Genomic DNA, 18,271 nt, shown 5'->3' with positions numbered 1-18,271 from the left:
GCCGGTCGCGGGGCCGTAGCTCAGATGGGAGAGCGCTGCAATCGCACTGCAGAGGTCAGGGGTTCGATTCCCCTCGGCTCCACCAGCGATCCTTTTTCCCTACATCCCAAACCTCTGCCCGCTGTGCGGCCGGAATCCTGGCATATCGTGATGGCGAGCGGAGCGGAACAATCCCGAGCGGTTGTCGCCAGCAGCCGGATTGCCGCGTCGCCACGCTGCTCACGATGACGGTTTGCGGAATGTCAGCCCAGCCTATCCCGCATAATCGCGAATCATATTCTTTGCGATCACTAGCTGCTGGATCTGCGTCGTCCCTTCATAAATGCGGTAAATGCGGCAGTCGCGATAGAAGCGTTCGGCCAGATATTCCTTAAGATAGCCCGCTCCGCCATGGATTTGCACCACGCGGTCGGCGACGCGTCCGCACATTTCGCTGGCGAACATCTTGGTCGCGGCGGCTTCGACGAGGATTTGCTCGCCGCGATCGGCGCGCGCACAGGCGTCGTTCAACATGCAGTCGGCGGCATAGATTTCGGCCTTGCTGTCGGCGAGCATCGCCTGGATCAGCTGGAAATTGGCGATGGGTTCACCGAACGCCTTGCGCTCCATCGCATATTTGAGCCCCGCGTCGAGCATCCGCCTGGCATAGCCGACGCTGGCCGCGGCAACCGACAGGCGGCCATTGTCGAGGCTCTGCATCGCGGCGCGGAAACCGATGCCTTCCTCGCCGCCGAGCAGCGCGTCCCCGTCGACATGCACATCCTCGAGGATCACGTCGGCGATCTGCGATCCCGCCTGACCCATCTTGCCGTCAGGCTTGCCGATCGACACGCCCGGCGTGTCGCGCGGCACGAGGAAGGCGCTGACATGCGCATTCTTGGGCAGCGCCTCGGCATTGGTGCGCGCCATCACCAGGATCACGTCGGCGAAGGGGGCGTTGGTGATATAGCGCTTCGTCCCGTTCAGCACATAGCCGTTGCCGTCGCGCACCGCGCGCGTCTTCATCGCCGCGCTGTCCGATCCGCTGTCCGGCTCGGTAAGGCCGAAGGCGGCGATGCTGCCGCTTGCCAGTTTGGGCAGCCAATGCGCCTTTTGCTGCTCGGTCCCGAAACCGAGGATCGATTTGCATACCATGCCGATGTTGATCGACACGATCGAACGATAGGCGGGCGCGGCATAGGCGAGTTCGCGGATGAAGCCGACATATTGGCTGATATTCATGCCCGCGCCGCCATATTGCTCGGGCATCGTCACTCCGAACAGACCCATGTCGCGCATTTCGGCCAGAATATCATCGGGAACGCGGCCAAGCTCCTCAAGCCGGTCTTCGGCGGGGATCAGCCGCTCGCGGACATAGCGTTGCAGCTGTTCGATGAAAGCATCGTAGATGTCGGCGTCCATTCCCGCATTGCTCATCGTTTCTGTGTCCCCTGGTCTATTGTTCGCCATATGTGTCGATCGCAGAGAAGATGCGCGTCAATTGGTCCCGCTCGTCGGCGTCGATGTCGGGGCGCCAGATTTCGAACAACAGGATGGTGCGGTCGCTCGTGCCGCGGTTCCACGCCTCATGCTCGAAACTGTCGTCGAAAATCAGCAGCTCGCCCTCGCGCCACGCACGCGTTTCGGCACCGACGCGCAGCCCGCACCCATCGGGAACGATCAGGGGCAGGTGGCAGATAAGCCGCGTGTTGAGCATGCCGTGATGCGGCTGGATATGCGTGCCGGGGGTAAGGCGCGAAAAGAGCGCGATCGGCGCGCGGTTCGGAATGACGGGCTGTGGTGCCAGTTCGAGCGCGGCAAGGGTTGCGGGGCACAGCCGGTCCATGCCGTCGGCCACCGCGCCGTCTTTCCACAGCCAGGCGGCCGCCCAGTCGGACTTGTCGAGCAGCGGATTATTCGGCGGCGGGCGGTCGGCGCTGGCGCTGACATAGGGGGTGAAGCGGTCGGCCGCCTGTTCGATCAAGGCCTGAAGCTCGGCACGGATCATGTCGGTCGCCGCCTCGATCGCTTCCGCCCAGGCGAAACTGGAACGCTCGAAGAAGGGCTGCTGCGCGAGGCCGGGAAAATAGAACATGCTGGGTTGCTGAAGGTAGAGCGGCTGTTCGCCCGCAAGAATATGGAGCGCCTGGGCGACGCGCGGCGGGGCGGTGCCCCGGTCGATGCCCGCTGCGGCGAGTTGCGCAAGCAAATGGTCAGCGAAAGCGCGCTCGGTCGCGGCGATGAACGCTTCGGCGCGCTGGAGGCCGGCATGGAGCGCGGCCGGGACGCTGCGCGCCTGCGCCGCAGTGGCCAGCGCGAGGCGATAGAAGCTGCCCGCCGCGCGTTCGTCGGCAAGCCGCCGCTTGAGTTCGGCCATCGCCAGCAATGCGGGGATATTGCCGCGGTCGGCACGGATCGCGCCGTCGAGCGCCGCCGTCTCTGCCGCGACGTCACCGCGGCGGTGGGCGTCGCGCGCCTGATCGAGCCATGTTGCGGGTGCCGTCATCGCCCTTGCCATAACGCGCGACCCGGGCTTTGCAAGCGAGCGCCCCGATGTTTCAGGCCGCGCGGACGAAGCTGTCGAGCACGCGCTTGGTTCCGGCCTGGTCGAACTCGACCTCCAGCTTGTTGCCGTCGATGTCGATGATCTCGCCATAACCGAATTTTTCGTGAAAGACGCGAAGCCCGATCGCAAGGTCGGCGCGCGGCTTGGCACCGACCGCCGCGGCGGGACCGCGTTCGGAAGGCGCGGGCGCGCGGGTGACGGTGTTCGATGCCGCCATGGCGCGCTGCCAGGCGGGGCCGCGCGTCATGATGCGCGACGGCTGGCGTTCGGCGACATGCGCGAAAGGATCGCCCTGCGCGGACCAGTTGGCGCGCCACAGGCTCTGCCCGCCGCCGAAGCTGTTTTCGCTCTCCACATGCTCGGGCGGGATCTCGGCGATGAAGCGACTGGGGATGCTGCTCATCCACTGGCCATAGATGCGGCGGTTCGCGGCGTGATAGATGCTCGCGCGCTGGCGGGCGCGGGTGATCGCGACATAGGCGAGGCGGCGTTCCTCCTCCAGGCTGGCGGTGCCGCCCTCGTCCATCGCGCGCTGCGACGGAAAGACGCCGTCCTCCCACCCGGCGAGAAAGACATGGTCGAACTCCAGTCCCTTGGCGGCATGGATCGTCATGATCGTCACCGTTTCGGTCTGGTCCTCATTGTCGCGGTCCATGACAAGGCTGACATGGTCGAGGAAGGCTTCGAGCGATTCATATTCCTCCATCGCGCGGACGAGTTCGGACAGGTTTTCGAGGCGGCCTGCGGCCTCGGCGCTGCGGTCGGCCTGGAGCATCGCGGTATAGCCTGATTCGTCGAGAATGAGCTGCGTCAGTTCGGGGTGTGGCAGCTGGCTTGCCTTTGCCTGCCAGCCGCGCATCATCGCGATGAAACTGGCGAGCTGGCGGCGCGCCTGCGGCGTCAGCTCGTCGGTTTCGGTGATGCGCGAGGCGGCGTGGAACAGCGGGGCGCGTTCGGCCCGCGCGAACCGGTGGATGCGTTGCAGCGCCTTGTCGCCGAGCCCGCGCTTGGGGACGTTGACGATGCGCTCGAACGCCAGGTCGTCGGCGGCCGACTGGACGAGGCGGAGATAGGCCAGTGCATCGCGGACCTCGGCGCGTTCATAAAAGCGGAAGCCGCCGACGATGCGGTAAGGCATGCCGATCGCGATGAAGCGGTCCTCGAACTCGCGCGTCTGGAACTGCGCGCGGACGAGGATCGCGGCGCGGTCGAGGCTGATGCCGCGATGCTGGAGCGTTTCCAGCTCCTCGCCGATCCGTCGCGCTTCTTCGGGTCCGTCCCACACGCCGACGACCCGCAGCTTGTCGCCCGCATCGAGCTCGGTCCAGAGCGTCTTGCCGAGCCGGTCGCTGTTTTGCGCGATCAGTGCCGATGCGGCGGCAAGGATCTGCGGCGTCGAGCGGTAATTTTGTTCGAGACGGATGACCGTCGCGCCCGGAAAATCCTTTTCAAAGCGCAGGATGTTCGCGACCTCCGCGCCGCGCCACGAATAGATCGCCTGGTCGTCGTCGCCGACGCAGCAGATATTTTTGCGCGCCTGTGCCAGCAGGCGGAGCCAGAGATACTGGCTGGCGTTGGTGTCCTGATATTCGTCGACGAGGATATATTTGAATCGCGCCTGATAGTGTCCGAGCACGTCGCGGTGCGACTTCAGGATGACGAGCATGTGGAGCAAGAGGTCGCCGAAATCGCAGGCGTTGAGCGTTTTCAGCCGCGCCTGATAGAGCGCGTAGAAATGCTGGCCCTTGCCGTCCGCATAAGCCTCCTTGTCGGCGGCATCGAGGTCGGCGGGGCTTAGCCCGCGGTTCTTCCACTTGTCGATCAGCCCGGCGAGCTGGCGCGCGGGCCAGCGCTTTTCGTCCAGCCCTTCGGCCTGGATAAGCTGTTTGAGGACGCGAAGCTGGTCGTCGGTGTCAAGGATGGTGAAATTGCTCTGCAGCCCCACCAGCTCGGCGTGGCGGCGGAGCATCTTTGCCGCGATGCTGTGAAAGGTGCCGAGCCATGGCATGCCTTCGACCGCGTCGCCGATCATCCGCCCGATCCGCTCGCGCATCTCGCGCGCGGCCTTGTTCGTGAAGGTGACGGCGAGAATCTCCGAAGGCCAGGCGCGCCGCGTCGCGATGATGTGCGCGAGGCGCGCAGTGAGCGCAGCGGTCTTGCCCGTGCCCGCGCCCGCGAGCATGAGCACGGGGCCCTCGGTCGTCAGCACCGCCTGCCGCTGCGGGCCATTCAATCCGCGCAGATAGGGCGGGTCCGAGGGGTCGGCACGGGTCAGGTCGGGCATCGAGGCGGGGGTATCGTTCACGCGCGAACGATTAGGGAACGGGGCACGGGCTGTCCAGTGCGGGCGGGGGGGGGGCGGCCAGCGGTCGTGGCATTGGTCATAAGTTCTCCCCATTGCAAATGATGGGGAGGATTATCGAAGGCGCCCTTCCGCCCCGTCCGGGCCTCTCCAGACTTTATCTCGCCATTCCGGCCCTATAGAATCGGTTTATGCAGCAATCGTCGACAATCCGGGCGTCGGGCAGCGCGCTGATCCTTCTGGCGCTATCCGCCTGCGCCGGGGGCAATTACCGCCCGGTCGCCGACACGCCGGTGCGAATCGGGCCCGCCTATACGATCCGCGGCACCACCTATGTCCCCGCCGCCGCGCCCGCCTATGACGCCGTCGGTTATGCGAGCTGGTATGGGAGCGAGTCGGGCAACCGGACCGCGAATGGCGAGAAGTTCCGGCCCGGCTGGATCACCGCTGCGCACACCACGCTGCCGCTGCCGACCTATGTTGAGGTGACCGCGCTTGACACCGGTCGGCGGATCATCGTGCGGGTCAACGATCGCGGCCCTTTTGCGCGCGGGCGGATCATCGACCTGTCGCGCGGCGCGGCCGAGGCGCTGGGGATGCGCGCCGAGGGCCATGCGCCGGTGCGCGTGCGACGCGTCGAACCGTCGGAGAAGGACCGCAAGCGGCTGCGCGAGGGCAAGGCCGCCGCTGCGCTGGCGCCGGTGCCCGCGGACGAATTGCAGCGTTTGCGCGCGCGGCTGCGCTAAACCGGGCGCAGCAGCGTGAGTTTCGCCTTGCCGACCTTGCGCTCGGCGTCGATCTCGAAGCCCGCGACCTCTACCGTTTCGCGCTCGCCCGTTTCGATCGAGATCCAGCTTTCGGGGCCGATCCAGCCGAGGCGGGCGAGCTTGTCGAGCGCGACACTGCCCGCGCCGGTGGCGTAGGGCGCGTCGAACAGCAGCAGGTCGCAGGTCCGCCGTGCGGGGCCGAGCGCGAGCACCGACCCGGCGCGGACGTCGGCGCGCGGGCTTGCTCCCAGCGCGGCGAGATTCCTGCGGAGAGCATCGAGCGCGTCGCGATCCTGTTCGGCGAAGAGGCAATGTTCGGCGCCGCGCGACAAGGCCTCGATCCCCAGCGCGCCCGATCCGGCGAAGAGGTCGGCGACAAAAAGCCCCTCGAAACTGCCGAGGCGGCTTGCGAGCATCGAGAAGAGCGTTTCGCGCGTGCGGTCGGCGGTCGGGCGGGTGGCGTCGTTTCTGGGGGCAAGCAGCTTGCGGCCGCGCCATTCGCCGGCGATCACGCGCATCAGCCGAGATGCCGCCGGAACCTGAACAATTCGTCGCGCGGCACGACCTCGACCGCCCCCATGTCGAGCCCGGCGAGGGTGAACGCGCCATAGCGGGTGCGGATCAGTCGGCTGACCTGAAGCCCCAGATGTTCGAGCACGCGGCGCACTTCGCGATTCTTCCCCTCGGTCAGCGTCATTTCGATCCACTGGTTGCGCCCGGTGCGGCGTTCGAGATTGGCGTCGATCTTGCCATAGCGAATCCCGTCGATCTCGATCCCCAGCACCAGTTCCTCGAGCTGCGCCTGGCTGATGTCGCCAAAGGCGCGCGCGCGATAGGTGCGCTCTACCCCGCTTGCGGGCAGTTCGAGCTGGCGCTTGAACGCGCCGTCGTTGGTGAGCAGCAGCAGCCCCTCGGTATTATAGTCGAGGCGGCCGACGGGCATCAGTCGCGGCAGCCCCTTGGGCAGCACGTCATAGATCGTCTTGCGCCCCCTGGGATCGCGCGCGGCGGTAAGGCATCCGGCGGGCTTGTGAAAGCGATAGAGGCGGGTCGAGACAGGCTTTGCCACCGGATTGCCGTCGACCGTCAACCCGTCGAGCGAGGTGAGGAGCGGCGCGGGCTGTGCGATCACCTCGCCGTTCAGCGCGATGCGGCCATCCTCGATCATGCGTTCGACGTCGCGGCGCGAGCCGACCCCGGCGCGCGCGAGCAGCTTGGCAATGCGTTGCGGCCCGTCCTCGCGTTCGGCTTCGGCCGGAAGCTTGCGCGGCGGCGCGTCGGCGCGCGCGGCGCGGCGGCCGCGCGGGCCCGCCGCGGCGGCGTTGCGATCGGCGGCAGGGCGCGGGGCGGTGCGGGGCGGGCGGCGGGTGGTCATCGGAACGGATGCGGCTTTCTTGTCGTTATGCGGGAAATAGTGTGGCGTCGTGGCCACGCTCATAGCCGGAAAAGTGTCGCTTCGTCGATGGCAAGCAGAAGCGATATTGCACGAAGGCGCGGAGCGAGTCATGGCCATCGAAAGGGAGATTGCATGCTCTTTGGTCCGCGCCCTTCGTGCATCAAGCGCCTGCTGGTCATCGAGGATGACCCGCTGACAGCGTTCGACAATGAACATACCTTGAAGCAAGCGGGCTATGATGTTGTCGCGACGGTCGATTCGGGCGAGGCGGCGGTGCGCTTTATCGCGGCGGAACCGATCGATGCGCTGGTGCTCGACCTTGGCCTTGCGGGGCATATGAGCGGGCGCGAAGTCGCCCGTCTGGCGCGTGACCGCGGCATCGCGGTGCTGCTGGTGACCGGCCAATGCCCCGAGGATGCGAGCGACATCGCCATGGCCTGCCTTGACAAGCCGCACAGCCCGTCCGCGCTGGTGGCCGCGCTGAAAGCGCTTGAAACCATGATTTGCAAGAACCAGGCGCCGCGCAAGGTCGCTGGCCTGACGACCTGGTGGCGCCCCGCCGCGGCCTGAGCACGGCGGACCGGCGCGCCGGTCAATTACCCGCTTCCATTTTGGCAGGGAGGCTTTAGGCCCTGTGCGATAAGCGCCGCGGGCGGGGAAAGGACATCATATGCAACTTGGGCTGGACACGGCGGTGCTGATCGCGGTGATCGCGCTGGTGATTGGCCTGGCGTTCGTGATCCCCAGCTTTTCGCCCTATCGCAAGCCGATGCCGATCGTTGCGTTCCTTCTTGGCATTTCAAGCGGCTTTCCGCTGACCCTGCTGCTCGGAACGATGACATTCTGGCTGTCAAAGGTCGGGATCGACAAATCGACCATCGGCTTTGCGATCGGGCTTACGACGCCCTACACGCTCAAGTTTCTGTGGGCACCGCTCGTCGATCGCCTGCCGCTGCCCTTTTTGACCAAAGCCTTTGGACAGCGGCGCGGCTGGCTGTTCTTCATTCAGGCGCTGCTTGTGATCGCGATCTGGAATCTCGGCACAAGCAACCCGACGAACGACAATTTGGCACCTTTCGCCTTCTGGGCGATCGCGGTCGCCTTTCTGTCGGCGACACAGGACATCGTCATCGACGCCTATCGCATCGAAATCCTGTCGGATGCCGAATTGCCGCATGGCACCGCGATGAATCAGTTCGGGTATCGCACCGGCAATCTGATTGCGGGTGTCGGCACCATCGCGCTGGCATCGCCAGAGGGCTTTAATCTGGGGTGGGCAGCGGCATATGGTTTTACCGGACTGGCGGTCCTCCCGGCCTTCCTCGGCGCACTATACGCCGGATCGGGGCGCTTCGATCCCACTCGCGCCAATGCAATGGCTGAAGGTTTCGCCGCGTGGCTGAAAGACACGGTTGTCAATCCGTTCCGCGAGTTTCTGGGCCGTAATGGCGCCGTGCTGATCCTTTTGTTCGTGCTCGTCTACAAGGTCGGCGATGCCATGGGGCAGGGGATGCTCAATCCGATGATTGTCGAACTGGGCTTTACCGATACCGAGTTCGTCGCGATCAACAAGGGCGTCGGTTTTGTGGCGCTGATTGTCGGTTCGGCCTGCGGTGCGCCCTTCATCGCATGGCTTGGCATGGGCCGCGCGTTGCTCATATCCGGACTGCTGATGATGTTCAGCAATTTTCTGTTCGCCGTTCTGGCGGCGGTCGGCCATTCGCCGCTGATGCTCGCGATCGCGGTTGGGACCGAAAACTTTACCAGCGGGATCGGTCTGACCGTTTTCGTTACCTATTTGTCGGGGCTTTCAAGCCTGGCTTATACCGCGACGCAGTTTGCGCTGCTGTCGTCCTTTGCCGCCGTGGGGCGTACCTGGCTGGCAACGCCTGGCGGTTATATTGCCGAAGGGCTGGGCTGGGTCGGTTTCTGGATCGTGACCGTGGTCATCGCGGCGCCCGGAATGCTGCTGCTTTGGGTGCTGTGGCGCAAGGGCTTCGTCGTTCAGACCGTCAGGCAGCCGAGCACAGAGGATGACGGGCACGAACGCCCACGCCGCGAGGAGAACCGGCCCGCGCCGGCGCGAACCTAGTCAGGAAACTCGCCGTTCGCGGCGAGCACTTCGCCCGCGAGATAGAGTGAGCCGCAGATGAGGACGTCGCCCGGCGCATCCGCGAGTTGGCGCAGCGCGGCGAGCACATTGTCGCATGCGCGGGCATCGACGATACCAAGCCCGTCCTGCAACCGCTGGCACAGATCCTTGGGAGCATGATGGTCGTGGCCGGGGATCGGCACGGCACGGAACGAGGCGATACGGTCGGCGAAAGGGCGGAGAAAGCCCATCGCGTCCTTGTTCGCCAGCAGGCCGCAGACGATGTGGAGCGGCGGCATGTCGCGCAGCGCTGCGGCAAGCGCAACGCCCGCGTCGGGATTGTGGCCGCCGTCAAGCCAAACCGCCGTTCCCGGCGGTAGCAGGGCGGTGAGCGGTCCGGCGCCGAGCCGCTGCATCCGCGCGGGCCAGGTCGCGCGCGTCATGGCGGCGGCGAGCGCGGCGTCGTCGACTGAAACAGCGGCCTGATGGCGCAGCATTGCGATCGCCAGCGCGGCATTGTCGGCCTGATGCGCGCCCGCCATCGCCGGCAGCGGCAGGTCGAGCGTGCCGCGCGCGTCGCGATAGTTCAGGCGGCCGTCGGCGATATCCGCGTTCCACGCTGCGCCGCGATCGACGAGCGGCGCGCCGACGGCGGCGGCGCGCGCCGCGATCACCGCGCGCATCGACGCGGGATAGGCCTGTGTCACCAGCGGCGCGCCGGGCTTGGCGATTCCGGCCTTTTCAAAGGCGATGCGGTCGTGCGGCACCGTGGGCACATCGGCTTCGGGCGCGAGCAGGAATGCCTCGTGGTCGATGCCGAGCGACGCGATGCCGCAGACGGTCGGCGCGGCCATAATGTTGGTCGCGTCAAGTCGCCCGCCGAGCCCGACCTCGACGATACAGGCGTCGGCGGGGGTGCGCGCGAAGGCGAGGAAGGCGGCGGCGGTCGTCACTTCAAAGAAGCTGGCTTGCAGGTCGTGCGCAACGTCGAGCACTTCGGCGAGCAGCGCGGCGAGGCGCGCGTCGTCGATCAGCGCACCGGCGATGCGAATGCGCTCGTTGAAGCGGACGAGGTGCGGGCTGGAATAGACATGCGCGGTCAGGCCCCGCGCCTCGATCGCGGCGCGCAGGAAGGCGCAGGTCGATCCCTTGCCGTTGGTCCCGGCAACATGGAACACAGGCGGCAGGCGGTGCTGCGGATCGCCGAGGCGACGGCAGAGCTGGGCGATGCGTTCAAGGCCAAGGATGTCGCGGCCCGGCGACAGCGCGGTCAGGCGATCGAGCTGGGCCTGGACGGCGGGGTCGGTGCTGCGGGCGTGGTCGGGCACATCGTCTCCCTCTGCCCCTTCAGGGCAGAGGACCGGGGAGAGGGGGCGTCTCCGAAACCGGCCTTTGGTCGGGCAAAGCGAAGAGAGTCCCCCTCTCCCCAACCCTCTCCCCCGAAGGGGAGAGGGGGTTCACGCCGCCTTTTCCGGCGCCAGATAGCCGATCAGCCGGCCGAGCGTCTCTGGCAAGTCCTTGCGATGCACGACCATGTCGATCATCCCGTGATCGAGCAGATATTCGGCGCGCTGGAAGCCTTCGGGCAGCTTTTCGCGGATCGTGTTCTCGATCACGCGCTGGCCGGCGAAGCCGATCAGCGCCTTGGGCTCGCTGATCTGCACGTCGCCGAGCATGGCGTAGCTGGCGGTGACGCCGCCGGTGGTCGGGTCGGTCAGCAGCACGATATAGGGCAGCCCGGCGCGGCGCAGGCGGGCCAGGGCCACCGTCGCGCGCGGCATCTGCATCAGCGACAGCGTGCCTTCCTGCATCCGCGCGCCGCCCGCGGCGGTGATCGCGATATAGGGCACGCCGCGCTTGATCGCCTGTTCGACCCCGGCGACAAAGGCTTCGCCGACCGCAACGCCCATCGACCCCCCCATGAAGGCGAAATCCTGCACGCCGATCACGACACCCTGGCCCGAAATGCGGCCGAAGGCGTTCTGATAGGCGTCGCGGTCGCCGGTCTGTGCGCGCGCGGCCTTGATGCGGTCGACATATTTCTTGGTGTCGCGGAACTTCAGCGGGTCTTCGGGCGCGGCGGGCGCGGCGATCAGCTCGTGCAGCCCGCCGTCGAACAGCTGGGCAAAACGTTGCTTGGCGCCGATGCGGTCGTGATGGTCGCAGCGCGGGCAGACGTTCAGATTGTCCTCCCACTCCTTGACGAACACCATCTGATGACACTGGCGGCATTTGTGCCACAGATTATCGGCGGTATCGCGCTTGGCGCCAAAGGGCAGGGCGTTGCGGACGCGGTCGAGCCAGCTCATGCGGCGATCTCCTTGGCGCTATGGATAGCATCGGCGAGGGTGCGGGTGAAAGCCTCGACATGGGGCGCTGCGGCGTCGCCATGCCGGGCAATGATGTCGACGAACGCCGAACCGACGACGACGCCGTCGGCAACGCGCGCAATCTGCGCGGCCTGTTCGGCGGTGCGAACGCCGAAACCCACCGCGACGGGCAGGTCGGTGGCGGCCTTGAGCCGCGCGACGGCTTCGTCGATGCTTGCCTGCGCGGCCTGTTGCTGGCCGGTGATGCCGGCGACCGAGACATAATAGAGGAAACCGCCCGCGCCATCGAGCACGGCGGGCAGGCGCGCGGTGTCGGTCGTCGGGGTGGCGAGGCGGATCAAATCGACCCCGGCGGCGCGGAGCGCGGGGCCGAGTTCACCATCCTCCTCGGCGGGAAGGTCGACGCAGATGACGCCGTCGACGCCGGCACGCCCGCATTCGGCCGCGAACCAGTCACCGCCGCGGATCGTCATCGGGTTGGCGTAACCCATCAGCACGAGCGGGGTGTCGGGGTGGCGCTGGCGGAACGCGGCGGCGATGGCGAAAATGTCGGCGGTGGTCGTGCCCTTGGCAAGGCTGCGCAGATTGGCCGCCTGGATCGCCGGCCCATCGGCCATCGGATCGGTGAAGGGCATACCGAGTTCGATCACATCGGCGCCCCCCGCGACGAGCGCGTCGAGGTTCGCGGCGGTATCGCCATCGCCGCCGGTGATGAAGGCGACGAGGGCGCGGTGCGGCTTTGCAAAGGCAGTAGCGAAGCGGGTCACAATGCCACCCCCAGCGCCTCGGCCACGGTAAAGATGTCCTTGTCCCCCCGCCCTGAGCAATTGACGATGATAATCTTGTCCTTGCCCAAGGTCGGCGCGATGCGTTCGGCGGCAGCAATTGCGTGCGCGCTTTCGAGCGCGGGGATGATGCCTTCGAGCTTGGTCAGCTTCTGGAAGCTTGCCAGCGCCTCTTCGTCGGTGACCGGTTCGTAGCGGACGCGGCCGATGTCGTGGAGCCAGCTGTGTTCGGGACCGATCCCCGGATAGTCGAGCCCCGCCGAAATGCTGTGCGCCTCGGTGATCTGGCCGTCCGCGTCCTGCAGCAGATAGGTCTTGTTGCCATGGAGGATGCCGGGCTTGCCACCCGCAAGGCTCGCGGCGTGCTTGCCGTCCAGCCCTTCGCCCGCGGCTTCGACGCCGACGATCTCGACGTCCATGTCGTCGAGGAAGGGATGGAACAGGCCGATGGCATTCGATCCGCCACCAACGGGCGCGATCAGCATGTCGGGCAGGCGTCCTTCGGCTTCCAAAATCTGTTCGCGCGCTTCGTCGCCGATCACCGACTGGAAATCGCGGACAAGCTGCGGATAGGGGTGCGGACCCGCAACCGTGCCGATGATGTAGAAAGTGTCGTGGACGTTCGCGACCCAGTGGCGCAGCGCCTCGTTCATCGCATCCTTCAGCGTCTTTGCGCCGCTTTCGACCGCGACGACTTCGGCGCCAAGCAATTTCATGCGAAACACATTGGGCTGTTGCCGCGCAACATCGACCGCGCCCATGAAGATGGTGCAGGGCAGGCCGAACAGCGCGGCGACGGTCGCGGTCGCGACGCCGTGCTGGCCGGCGCCGGTTTCGGCGATGATCTTCGTCTTGCCCATGCGTTTCGCGAGCAGGATCTGGCCGATGCAATTGTTGATCTTGTGCGCACCGGTGTGGTTCAGATCTTCGCGCTTCAGGTAAATCTTTGCGCCGCCGAGATGCTCGGTCAGCCGCTGCGCCAGCCACAGCGGGCTGGGGCGCCCGACATAATTTTTCAGCAACTCGTCGAACTCGGCCTTGAACGCCGGGTCGGCTCGCGCGGCGCGATAATGGCGTTCAAGGTCGAGGATCAGCGGCATCAGCGTTTCGGCGACATAGCGGCCGCCGAACGGTCCGAAATGGCCGCGCGAGTCCGGCTGTTGTCGCAGGCTGTTAGCCTGCGTGGCGGGGCCGGAGCGAAGGCTGTTGGGCAGGGTCGAAGCGTCGGTCATCGTCATTTCCATCGGTTACGGGTGGGCATTCACTTGAAGACAGGTCTCAAGCGATCAGCGCCATCGTTTCCCGATGCGCAGGACGAAGGTTTGCAGCGTCGTCATCGGCCGACCGCTTTAAGGAAAGCGGCGATCTTGTCCATATCCTTGACGCCCGGCGCGCTTTCGACGCCCGAAGAGACATCGACGAGCGGCGCGCCCGTTGCGGCGATCGCCTCTGCGACATTGTCGGGGGTCAGCCCGCCAGCGATGCCCCAGTCCATTGTATGCCGGTGATTTTTGAGCAGCGACCAGTCAAAGCGCGTGCCCGTCCCGCCGGGCAGCGCGGCGGCGGGCGCATCGAACAGAATGCGGTCGGCGATCCCGTGATATTTCTGCATCCGGGTGAGCGTTTCGGCATCCTTGAGCCCGACCGCCTTCCAGATTTCAGCAGGAACGAGCCTCTTGACGACCGCGAGCCATTCGGGTGTCTCGCTGCCATGAAACTGGACGATGTCGGGGCGCACCATGCCGAGCGCCTCGCCGGTCAGTTTCTGCGAGGCGTTGACGAGCAGAAGTGCAACCTTGACGTGCGACCCCGCGCGCTTGCGAAGCTCGGCCGCGGTCCTGAGGTCGACGTGCCGCTGGCTCGGCTCGTAATGGACCAGGCCGATGTGCGTGGCGCCGAGGCGGATGGCGGCGTCTATGCCTTCGGGCGTCGAGATGCCGCAGATTTTGACGAGTGGGGGCATGGAAAGCCTTTGTTGGCCCGTTCGCATCGAGCGAAGCCGAGATGCCCCTCGAACTTGCGCTGTCCCGATGGGTGTCTCGACTTCGCTCGACACGAACGGTTATGGAAAGCGGTGTCTTAGAGCGTCGCTTCGATCTCGCGCGCGGCAAGGTCGGGATCGGGCGACTGGCTGATCGGGCGGCCGACGACGAGGATCGACGCGCCGTCCGACATCGCCTGAGCGGGCGTGACGATGCGTTTCTGGTCGCCGGTCCGGCCGTTCGCGGGGCGGACGCCGGGGACGACGAAGAAGCCGCCGGGCCACGCCTTGCGCGCCGATTTCACTTCCTGTCCCGAACAGACGATGCCGTCGAGCCCGGCTTCGCGGGCGAGTGCGGCGAGGCGGACGACCTGGTCGTGCGGGGTGCCCGCGACGCCGATGTCGTCAAGGTCGGGCGCGTCTAGGCTGGTCAGCACGGTGACGGCGATGACCCTGGTGTTCTTGCCCGCAACCGCCTTTGCCTCCTCCAGCATCGCACGGCCGCCCGCGGCGTGAACGGTCAGGATCGCGGGTTCAAGCGGGCGCAGCGCCTGGATCGCCTTTGCCACCGTGTTCGGAATATCGTGAAGCTTCAGATCGAGGAAAATCGGCAAGCCGAGCCTGGCCATTTCGTGCACGCCATGATGGCCGTTGGCGCAAAAAAACTCGAGCCCCAGCTTCAGCCCGCCAACATGGTGCCGGACCTTTTGCGCGAGTGTCAGCGCGGCGTCGAGATGCGGCGTGTCGATGGCGAGATAAATGGGCGACGTCATGGCTTGTCCGGGGCGAAAAGGTCCGTGGGAGCAGGGGGCGCGTCGTTGACGGGCGCGGGGGCGGGAGCCGGTTCGACGGGGCGATGCGCGAGCGCGCGCAGGTCGGCGGCCTGCCGCTCGCTGGCGTCGAGGCGGCGCTTCAGCGACCAGCGCGTCGTGCGCAGCGCGATCCACATGGGCAGCGCGCCGATCAGGAAGGCGGCGAGGATGACGACGGGCAGCTTGGTCTCGGCCTCCCAGCCTGGCCAGATGGTGACGGTGACGACCTGCCAGTTCGCCATCGCAAAGATGACCAGAACCGCGGTCAGCACCACCCAGATGATCGTTCGCAGGATGCCCACGTCGTCTTGCTCCCTCTGTCGGTCCGGCGTGGACACTATGACAGATTGCCCGGCGATTCCAGCCCGGACGCCACCGTCTTCATCATCATCCCGGCCTTTGCCGGGATGATGGAATGGATCGGGTGGCGCGCGGGTTCAGCCGAACACCCGGTCGAAGATCGTGTCCACATGCTTCATATGATAATCGAGGTCGAAAAGTTCCGTCAGCTGATCGGCCGAAAGGCGCGCGGTGACGTCGGCGTCGGCTTTGAGCAGTTCGAGCAGCGACAGCTGGCCGTCGCTTTCCCACACTTTCATCGCGTTGCGCTGGACGAGCGCATAGCTGTCCTCGCGGCTTGCCCCCGCCTGCGTCAGCGCGAGCAGCACGCGCTGTGAATGGACCAGCCCGCCCATGCGGTCGAGGTTCTTCTGCATCCGCGCCGGATAGACCAGCAGCTTGTCGATCACGCCGGTAAGCCGTGCGAGCGCAAAGTCGAGCGTGATCGTCGCGTCGGGACCGATGAAGCGCTCGACCGACGAATGGCTGATGTCGCGTTCGTGCCACAGCGCGACATTTTCCATCGCGGGAACGGCGGCGCTGCGCACGATGCGGGCAAGGCCCGTCAGATTTTCGGTCAGCACGGGGTTGCGCTTGTGCGGCATCGCCGACGACCCCTTCTGCCCCGGCGAGAAATATTCCTCGGCCTCCAGCACTTCCGTGCGCTGAAGGTGGCGGACCTCGACCGCCAGCCGCTCGATCGACGAGGCGATGACGCCGAGCGTCGCAAAGAACATCGCGTGGCGGTCGCGCGGGATCACCTGCGTCGAGACGGGTTCGACCGCAAGGCCCAGCTTCGCCGCGACATGCGCCTCGACGCGCGGGTCGATATTCGCGAAGGTGCCGACCGCGCCCGAAATGGCGCAGGTCGCGATTTCGGCGCGCGCCGCCTGAAGCCGTGCCTTGCAGCGCGAAAACTCGGCATAGGCTTCGGCCATTTTCAGGCCGAAGGTGACGGGTTCGGCGTGGATGCCGTGGCTGCGCCCGATCGTCGGCGTGAACTTGTGCTCGAAAGCGCGGCGCTTGATCGCGTCGAGCAGCGCGTCGAGGTCCGCGAGCAATATGTCGGCGGCCTGAGCCAGTTGCACCGCCAGGCAGGTGTCGAGCACGTCGCTGCTCGTCATCCCCTGGTGCATGAAGCGCGCTTCGTCGCCGACATTTTCGGCGACCCAGGTCAGAAAGGCGATCACGTCATGCTTGGTCACCGCCTCGATCGCGTCGATTGCGGCGACGTCGATGACGGGCCGCGTCGCCCACCAGTCCCACAGCGCCTTCGCCGCCGAATGCGGAACGATGCCCAGTTCGGCAAGCGCGTCGGTCGCGTGCGCTTCGATCTCGAACCAGATGGAATAGCGATTCTCGGCCGACCAGATCGCCGTCATTTCCGGCCGTGCATAACGCGGAACCATTGAATTTCCTTCCTTATCGGGCGCCTTGTCGCAAAATCCCGGCGGAGCCGCGACGGGGCGCCCCCTAGCAGGGACGGGACGTTTCGCCAAATGCCGCGGCGCCGCAACCTGGCGAAATGCGGCGGGTTGCCTTGGTGCCCCCATCACCAAGGCGACAGGTCGCAAACCGTTCAACGTCGCCGCAGAGGAGAATGATTGTGCTGAAACAACTGCTTTTGATCGGTGCCGCCGCTGTCGCCGTCCCGGCGTTCGCGCAGGCGACCCCGCCGACCAGCGATCCCGCCAACGCGCCGACGACCATGGAGCCGGCCACCCCCGCGCCAATGCCCGATACGACCAGCCCCGCCCCGGCGCCCGACGCCTCGGCGCCGCCGGACGCAAGCGAACCCGCATCGTCGGGGACGGCGGCGACCCCCGCGCAGATCGCCGGGATCGTCGATCAGGAGTTTCCGACCTATGACGGCGACGGTAATGGCGAGTTGAGCGATGCCGAGTTCGCCGCGTGGATGAAAAAGCTGCGCGCCGCGACCGACCCCGGCGTCGATCCCGAATCGGCTGAAGTAAAGGCTTGGATCGGACAGGCCTATGCCGCCGCCGACACCGACAAGTCGGGCGGAGTGAACAAGGCGGAGCTGACCGCCTTCCTGTCGCGCGGCAATTAATCCCCTTGCGCGGGTTGCCGCCCGCGCAGCCGGAATGCAGCCGCCGGAGCGATCCGGCGGCTGCCTTGTTTCGTGCCTAGGATTGAAGCGGGCTGCTGCGGTTACAACAGCCCCATGGCGCGGAAGCTGCGATAATCGGACCCCGCGATGATGATATGGTCATGCAGCACGATGCCCAGCCGCGTTCCCGCCTCGGCGATCTCGCGCGTGATCGCAATGTCCTGTCGGCTCGGTTCGGGGCTGCCGCTGGGATGGTTATGAACGATGATGATCGCCGAGGCGCCGAGTTCGAGCGCGCGTCGGATCACTTCGCGCACATAGATGGCGGACTGGTCGACCGATCCTTCGCTCGCCAGTTCGTCGCGGATCAGCATGTTGCGCGCGTTGAGATAGAGGATGCGCACGCGCTCGACGTCGATCGGCCCCATGTCGGCGCGCAACCAGTCGAGCAGCGCGTCCCAGTTGGAAAGCAACGGCTTGTCGCGGAACGCGCCCTTGAGCAAGCGCAGGCTGGCAGCCTGGACGATTTTCAGTGCGGCAATGCCGGTATCGCCCAGCCCGTCGACGCGGCGCAGCGATTCGGGATCGGCGCTGACGAGCTGCGCCAGCGAGCCGAATTCGCGCAGCAGCGCCTTGGCAAGCGGCTTGGTGTCGCGGCGCGGCACCGCAAGCGCGAGGAGATATTCGACCAGCTCGTAATCGGCGAGCCCGTCGGGATCGTCGAGCAAACGGCTGCGCAACCGGCCGCGGTGGCCCAGATGGTCGAGTGTGTCCCTGTCCCCCATGGCGCCGGGAATAACCGCCTTGTTCGGTGCACTCAACGGCAATAGGACGAAAGGATGGCAAGGCGG

Annotated in this window: 18 protein-coding genes and 1 tRNA gene; 5 read left to right on the top strand and 14 right to left on the bottom strand. The window is 66.2% G+C overall.

What is annotated here, in order from left to right; translation table 11 throughout:
• Window positions 1–9: 9 nt before the first annotated feature.
• Window positions 10–85 (top strand) — tRNA-Ala (locus tag HUW43_RS09455).
• Between the two features lie 167 nt (window positions 86–252).
• Here the strand turns inward: HUW43_RS09455 and HUW43_RS09450 are convergent.
• Genes HUW43_RS09450 through HUW43_RS09440 form a run of 3 tightly spaced genes read right to left on the bottom strand, consistent with a single transcriptional unit; the run spans window position 253 to window position 4,829 of the window.
• A complete protein-coding gene (locus tag HUW43_RS09450) occupies window positions 253–1,416 on the bottom strand; it encodes an acyl-CoA dehydrogenase family protein (RefSeq protein WP_188237165.1) in 1,164 nt (387 codons plus the stop codon).
• A 19-nt stretch (window positions 1,417–1,435) separates the two neighbouring features.
• Entirely contained in the window at window positions 1,436–2,485 is a 1,050-nt protein-coding gene (locus HUW43_RS09445; RefSeq protein WP_223181409.1) for an aspartyl/asparaginyl beta-hydroxylase domain-containing protein, read from the bottom strand.
• Between the two features lie 52 nt (window positions 2,486–2,537).
• A complete protein-coding gene (locus HUW43_RS09440) occupies window positions 2,538–4,829 on the bottom strand; it encodes an ATP-dependent helicase (RefSeq protein ID WP_188237231.1) in 2,292 nt (763 codons plus the stop codon).
• A gap of 209 nt (window positions 4,830–5,038) precedes the next feature.
• Between HUW43_RS09440 and HUW43_RS09435 the strand changes: the two genes are divergently transcribed.
• Window positions 5,039–5,593 (top strand): septal ring lytic transglycosylase RlpA family protein, encoded by a 555-nt coding sequence (locus HUW43_RS09435; RefSeq protein ID WP_188237163.1) that lies wholly within the window; start codon window positions 5,039–5,041, stop codon window positions 5,591–5,593.
• Here HUW43_RS09435 and rsmD read toward each other — a convergent pair.
• Together rsmD and HUW43_RS09425 are read right to left on the bottom strand one after the other, a co-directional pair.
• Window positions 5,590–6,132 carry a 16S rRNA (guanine(966)-N(2))-methyltransferase RsmD gene (gene rsmD, locus HUW43_RS09430; protein WP_188237162.1) on the bottom strand — a complete coding sequence of 181 codons (543 nt, stop codon included), beginning with the start codon at window positions 6,130–6,132 and terminating at the stop codon, window positions 5,590–5,592. The genes HUW43_RS09435 and rsmD overlap by 4 nt on opposite strands.
• Window positions 6,132–6,989 (bottom strand): pseudouridine synthase, encoded by an 858-nt coding sequence (locus HUW43_RS09425; protein WP_188237161.1) that lies wholly within the window; start codon window positions 6,987–6,989, stop codon window positions 6,132–6,134. Before HUW43_RS09425 ends, rsmD begins: the two co-directional genes overlap by 1 nt.
• Window positions 6,990–7,142: 153 nt before the next feature.
• Here HUW43_RS09425 and HUW43_RS09420 point away from each other — a divergent pair, with 153 nt between their 5' ends.
• Window positions 7,143–7,580, top strand: coding sequence for a response regulator transcription factor (locus tag HUW43_RS09420; protein WP_188237160.1), 438 nt, complete (start codon window positions 7,143–7,145; stop codon window positions 7,578–7,580).
• A gap of 100 nt (window positions 7,581–7,680) precedes the next feature.
• A complete protein-coding gene (locus HUW43_RS09415; RefSeq protein WP_188237159.1) occupies window positions 7,681–9,102 on the top strand; it encodes an AmpG family muropeptide MFS transporter in 1,422 nt (473 codons plus the stop codon).
• On the opposite strand, the gene HUW43_RS09410 is transcribed toward HUW43_RS09415, so the two are convergent.
• The 8 genes from HUW43_RS09410 to purB form a co-directional block, all read right to left on the bottom strand.
• Window positions 9,099–10,430, bottom strand: a complete 1,332-nt coding sequence (locus tag HUW43_RS09410) for a bifunctional folylpolyglutamate synthase/dihydrofolate synthase (protein WP_188237158.1) — start codon at window positions 10,428–10,430, stop codon at window positions 9,099–9,101. The two genes, HUW43_RS09415 and HUW43_RS09410, sit on opposite strands and share 4 nt — an antisense overlap.
• A gap of 129 nt (window positions 10,431–10,559) precedes the next feature.
• Window positions 10,560–11,411: an acetyl-CoA carboxylase, carboxyltransferase subunit beta gene (gene accD / locus HUW43_RS09405; RefSeq protein ID WP_188237157.1), complete on the bottom strand. Its 852-nt coding sequence runs from the start codon at window positions 11,409–11,411 to the stop codon at window positions 10,560–10,562.
• Complete coding sequence (gene trpA / locus HUW43_RS09400) at window positions 11,408–12,199, bottom strand: tryptophan synthase subunit alpha (RefSeq protein WP_188237156.1); 792 nt, start codon at window positions 12,197–12,199, stop codon at window positions 11,408–11,410. Before trpA ends, accD begins: the two co-directional genes overlap by 4 nt.
• A complete protein-coding gene (gene trpB, locus HUW43_RS09395; protein ID WP_188237155.1) occupies window positions 12,196–13,449 on the bottom strand; it encodes a tryptophan synthase subunit beta in 1,254 nt (417 codons plus the stop codon). The genes trpA and trpB overlap by 4 nt, the downstream gene beginning before the upstream one ends.
• Before the next feature lie 101 nt (window positions 13,450–13,550).
• Window positions 13,551–14,180 carry a phosphoribosylanthranilate isomerase gene (locus HUW43_RS09390; RefSeq protein WP_188237154.1) on the bottom strand — a complete coding sequence of 210 codons (630 nt, stop codon included), beginning with the start codon at window positions 14,178–14,180 and terminating at the stop codon, window positions 13,551–13,553.
• 116 nt (window positions 14,181–14,296) lie between these two features.
• Window positions 14,297–14,971: an orotidine-5'-phosphate decarboxylase gene (pyrF, locus tag HUW43_RS09385; RefSeq protein WP_120219696.1), complete on the bottom strand. Its 675-nt coding sequence runs from the start codon at window positions 14,969–14,971 to the stop codon at window positions 14,297–14,299.
• Window positions 14,968–15,312, bottom strand: coding sequence for a lipopolysaccharide assembly protein LapA domain-containing protein (locus HUW43_RS09380; RefSeq protein WP_188237153.1), 345 nt, complete (start codon window positions 15,310–15,312; stop codon window positions 14,968–14,970). Before HUW43_RS09380 ends, pyrF begins: the two co-directional genes overlap by 4 nt.
• A 135-nt stretch (window positions 15,313–15,447) precedes the next feature.
• Window positions 15,448–16,758 (bottom strand): adenylosuccinate lyase, encoded by a 1,311-nt coding sequence (purB, locus tag HUW43_RS09375; protein ID WP_188237152.1) that lies wholly within the window; start codon window positions 16,756–16,758, stop codon window positions 15,448–15,450.
• A 197-nt stretch (window positions 16,759–16,955) separates the two neighbouring features.
• Between purB and HUW43_RS09370 the strand changes: the two genes are divergently transcribed.
• A complete protein-coding gene (locus HUW43_RS09370) occupies window positions 16,956–17,420 on the top strand; it encodes an EF-hand domain-containing protein (RefSeq protein ID WP_188237151.1) in 465 nt (154 codons plus the stop codon).
• Between the two features lie 101 nt (window positions 17,421–17,521).
• On the opposite strand, the gene radC is transcribed toward HUW43_RS09370, so the two are convergent.
• Window positions 17,522–18,205: a RadC family protein gene (gene radC / locus HUW43_RS09365; RefSeq protein ID WP_188237150.1), complete on the bottom strand. Its 684-nt coding sequence runs from the start codon at window positions 18,203–18,205 to the stop codon at window positions 17,522–17,524.
• Between the last annotated feature and the right edge of the window lie 66 nt (window positions 18,206–18,271).

It is taken from the genome of Sphingopyxis sp. LK2115 (genome assembly GCF_014595975.1).
In the GTDB taxonomy this organism is placed as follows: Bacteria; Pseudomonadota; Alphaproteobacteria; order Sphingomonadales; family Sphingomonadaceae; genus Sphingopyxis.
Note: the sequence above shows the minus strand (reverse complement) of the source record. Positions and strands in the feature narration are given on the sequence as shown.

What these genes read in the sequence shown, in the direction of transcription:
- HUW43_RS09425 (WP_188237161.1), bottom strand. Translation starts at nt 6,989, where the DNA reads ATGACCACCCGCCGCCCGCCCCGCACCGCCCCGCGCCCTGCCGCCGAT.
- rsmD (WP_188237162.1), bottom strand. Translation starts at nt 6,132, where the DNA reads ATGCGCGTGATCGCCGGCGAATGGCGCGGCCGCAAGCTGCTTGCCCCC.
- HUW43_RS09450 (WP_188237165.1), bottom strand. Translation starts at nt 1,416, where the DNA reads ATGAGCAATGCGGGAATGGACGCCGACATCTACGATGCTTTCATCGAA.
- HUW43_RS09415 (WP_188237159.1), top strand. Translation starts at nt 7,681, where the DNA reads ATGCAACTTGGGCTGGACACGGCGGTGCTGATCGCGGTGATCGCGCTG.
- purB (WP_188237152.1), bottom strand. Translation starts at nt 16,758, where the DNA reads ATGGTTCCGCGTTATGCACGGCCGGAAATGACGGCGATCTGGTCGGCC.
- HUW43_RS09445 (WP_223181409.1), bottom strand. Translation starts at nt 2,485, where the DNA reads ATGACGGCACCCGCAACATGGCTCGATCAGGCGCGCGACGCCCACCGC.
- HUW43_RS09440 (WP_188237231.1), bottom strand. Translation starts at nt 4,829, where the DNA reads ATGCCCGACCTGACCCGTGCCGACCCCTCGGACCCGCCCTATCTGCGC.
- HUW43_RS09420 (WP_188237160.1), top strand. Translation starts at nt 7,143, where the DNA reads ATGCTCTTTGGTCCGCGCCCTTCGTGCATCAAGCGCCTGCTGGTCATC.
- HUW43_RS09435 (WP_188237163.1), top strand. Translation starts at nt 5,039, where the DNA reads ATGCAGCAATCGTCGACAATCCGGGCGTCGGGCAGCGCGCTGATCCTT.
- HUW43_RS09390 (WP_188237154.1), bottom strand. Translation starts at nt 14,180, where the DNA reads ATGCCCCCACTCGTCAAAATCTGCGGCATCTCGACGCCCGAAGGCATA.
- accD (WP_188237157.1), bottom strand. Translation starts at nt 11,411, where the DNA reads ATGAGCTGGCTCGACCGCGTCCGCAACGCCCTGCCCTTTGGCGCCAAG.
- radC (WP_188237150.1), bottom strand. Translation starts at nt 18,205, where the DNA reads ATGGGGGACAGGGACACACTCGACCATCTGGGCCACCGCGGCCGGTTG.
- trpB (WP_188237155.1), bottom strand. Translation starts at nt 13,449, where the DNA reads ATGACCGACGCTTCGACCCTGCCCAACAGCCTTCGCTCCGGCCCCGCC.
- pyrF (WP_120219696.1), bottom strand. Translation starts at nt 14,971, where the DNA reads ATGACGTCGCCCATTTATCTCGCCATCGACACGCCGCATCTCGACGCC.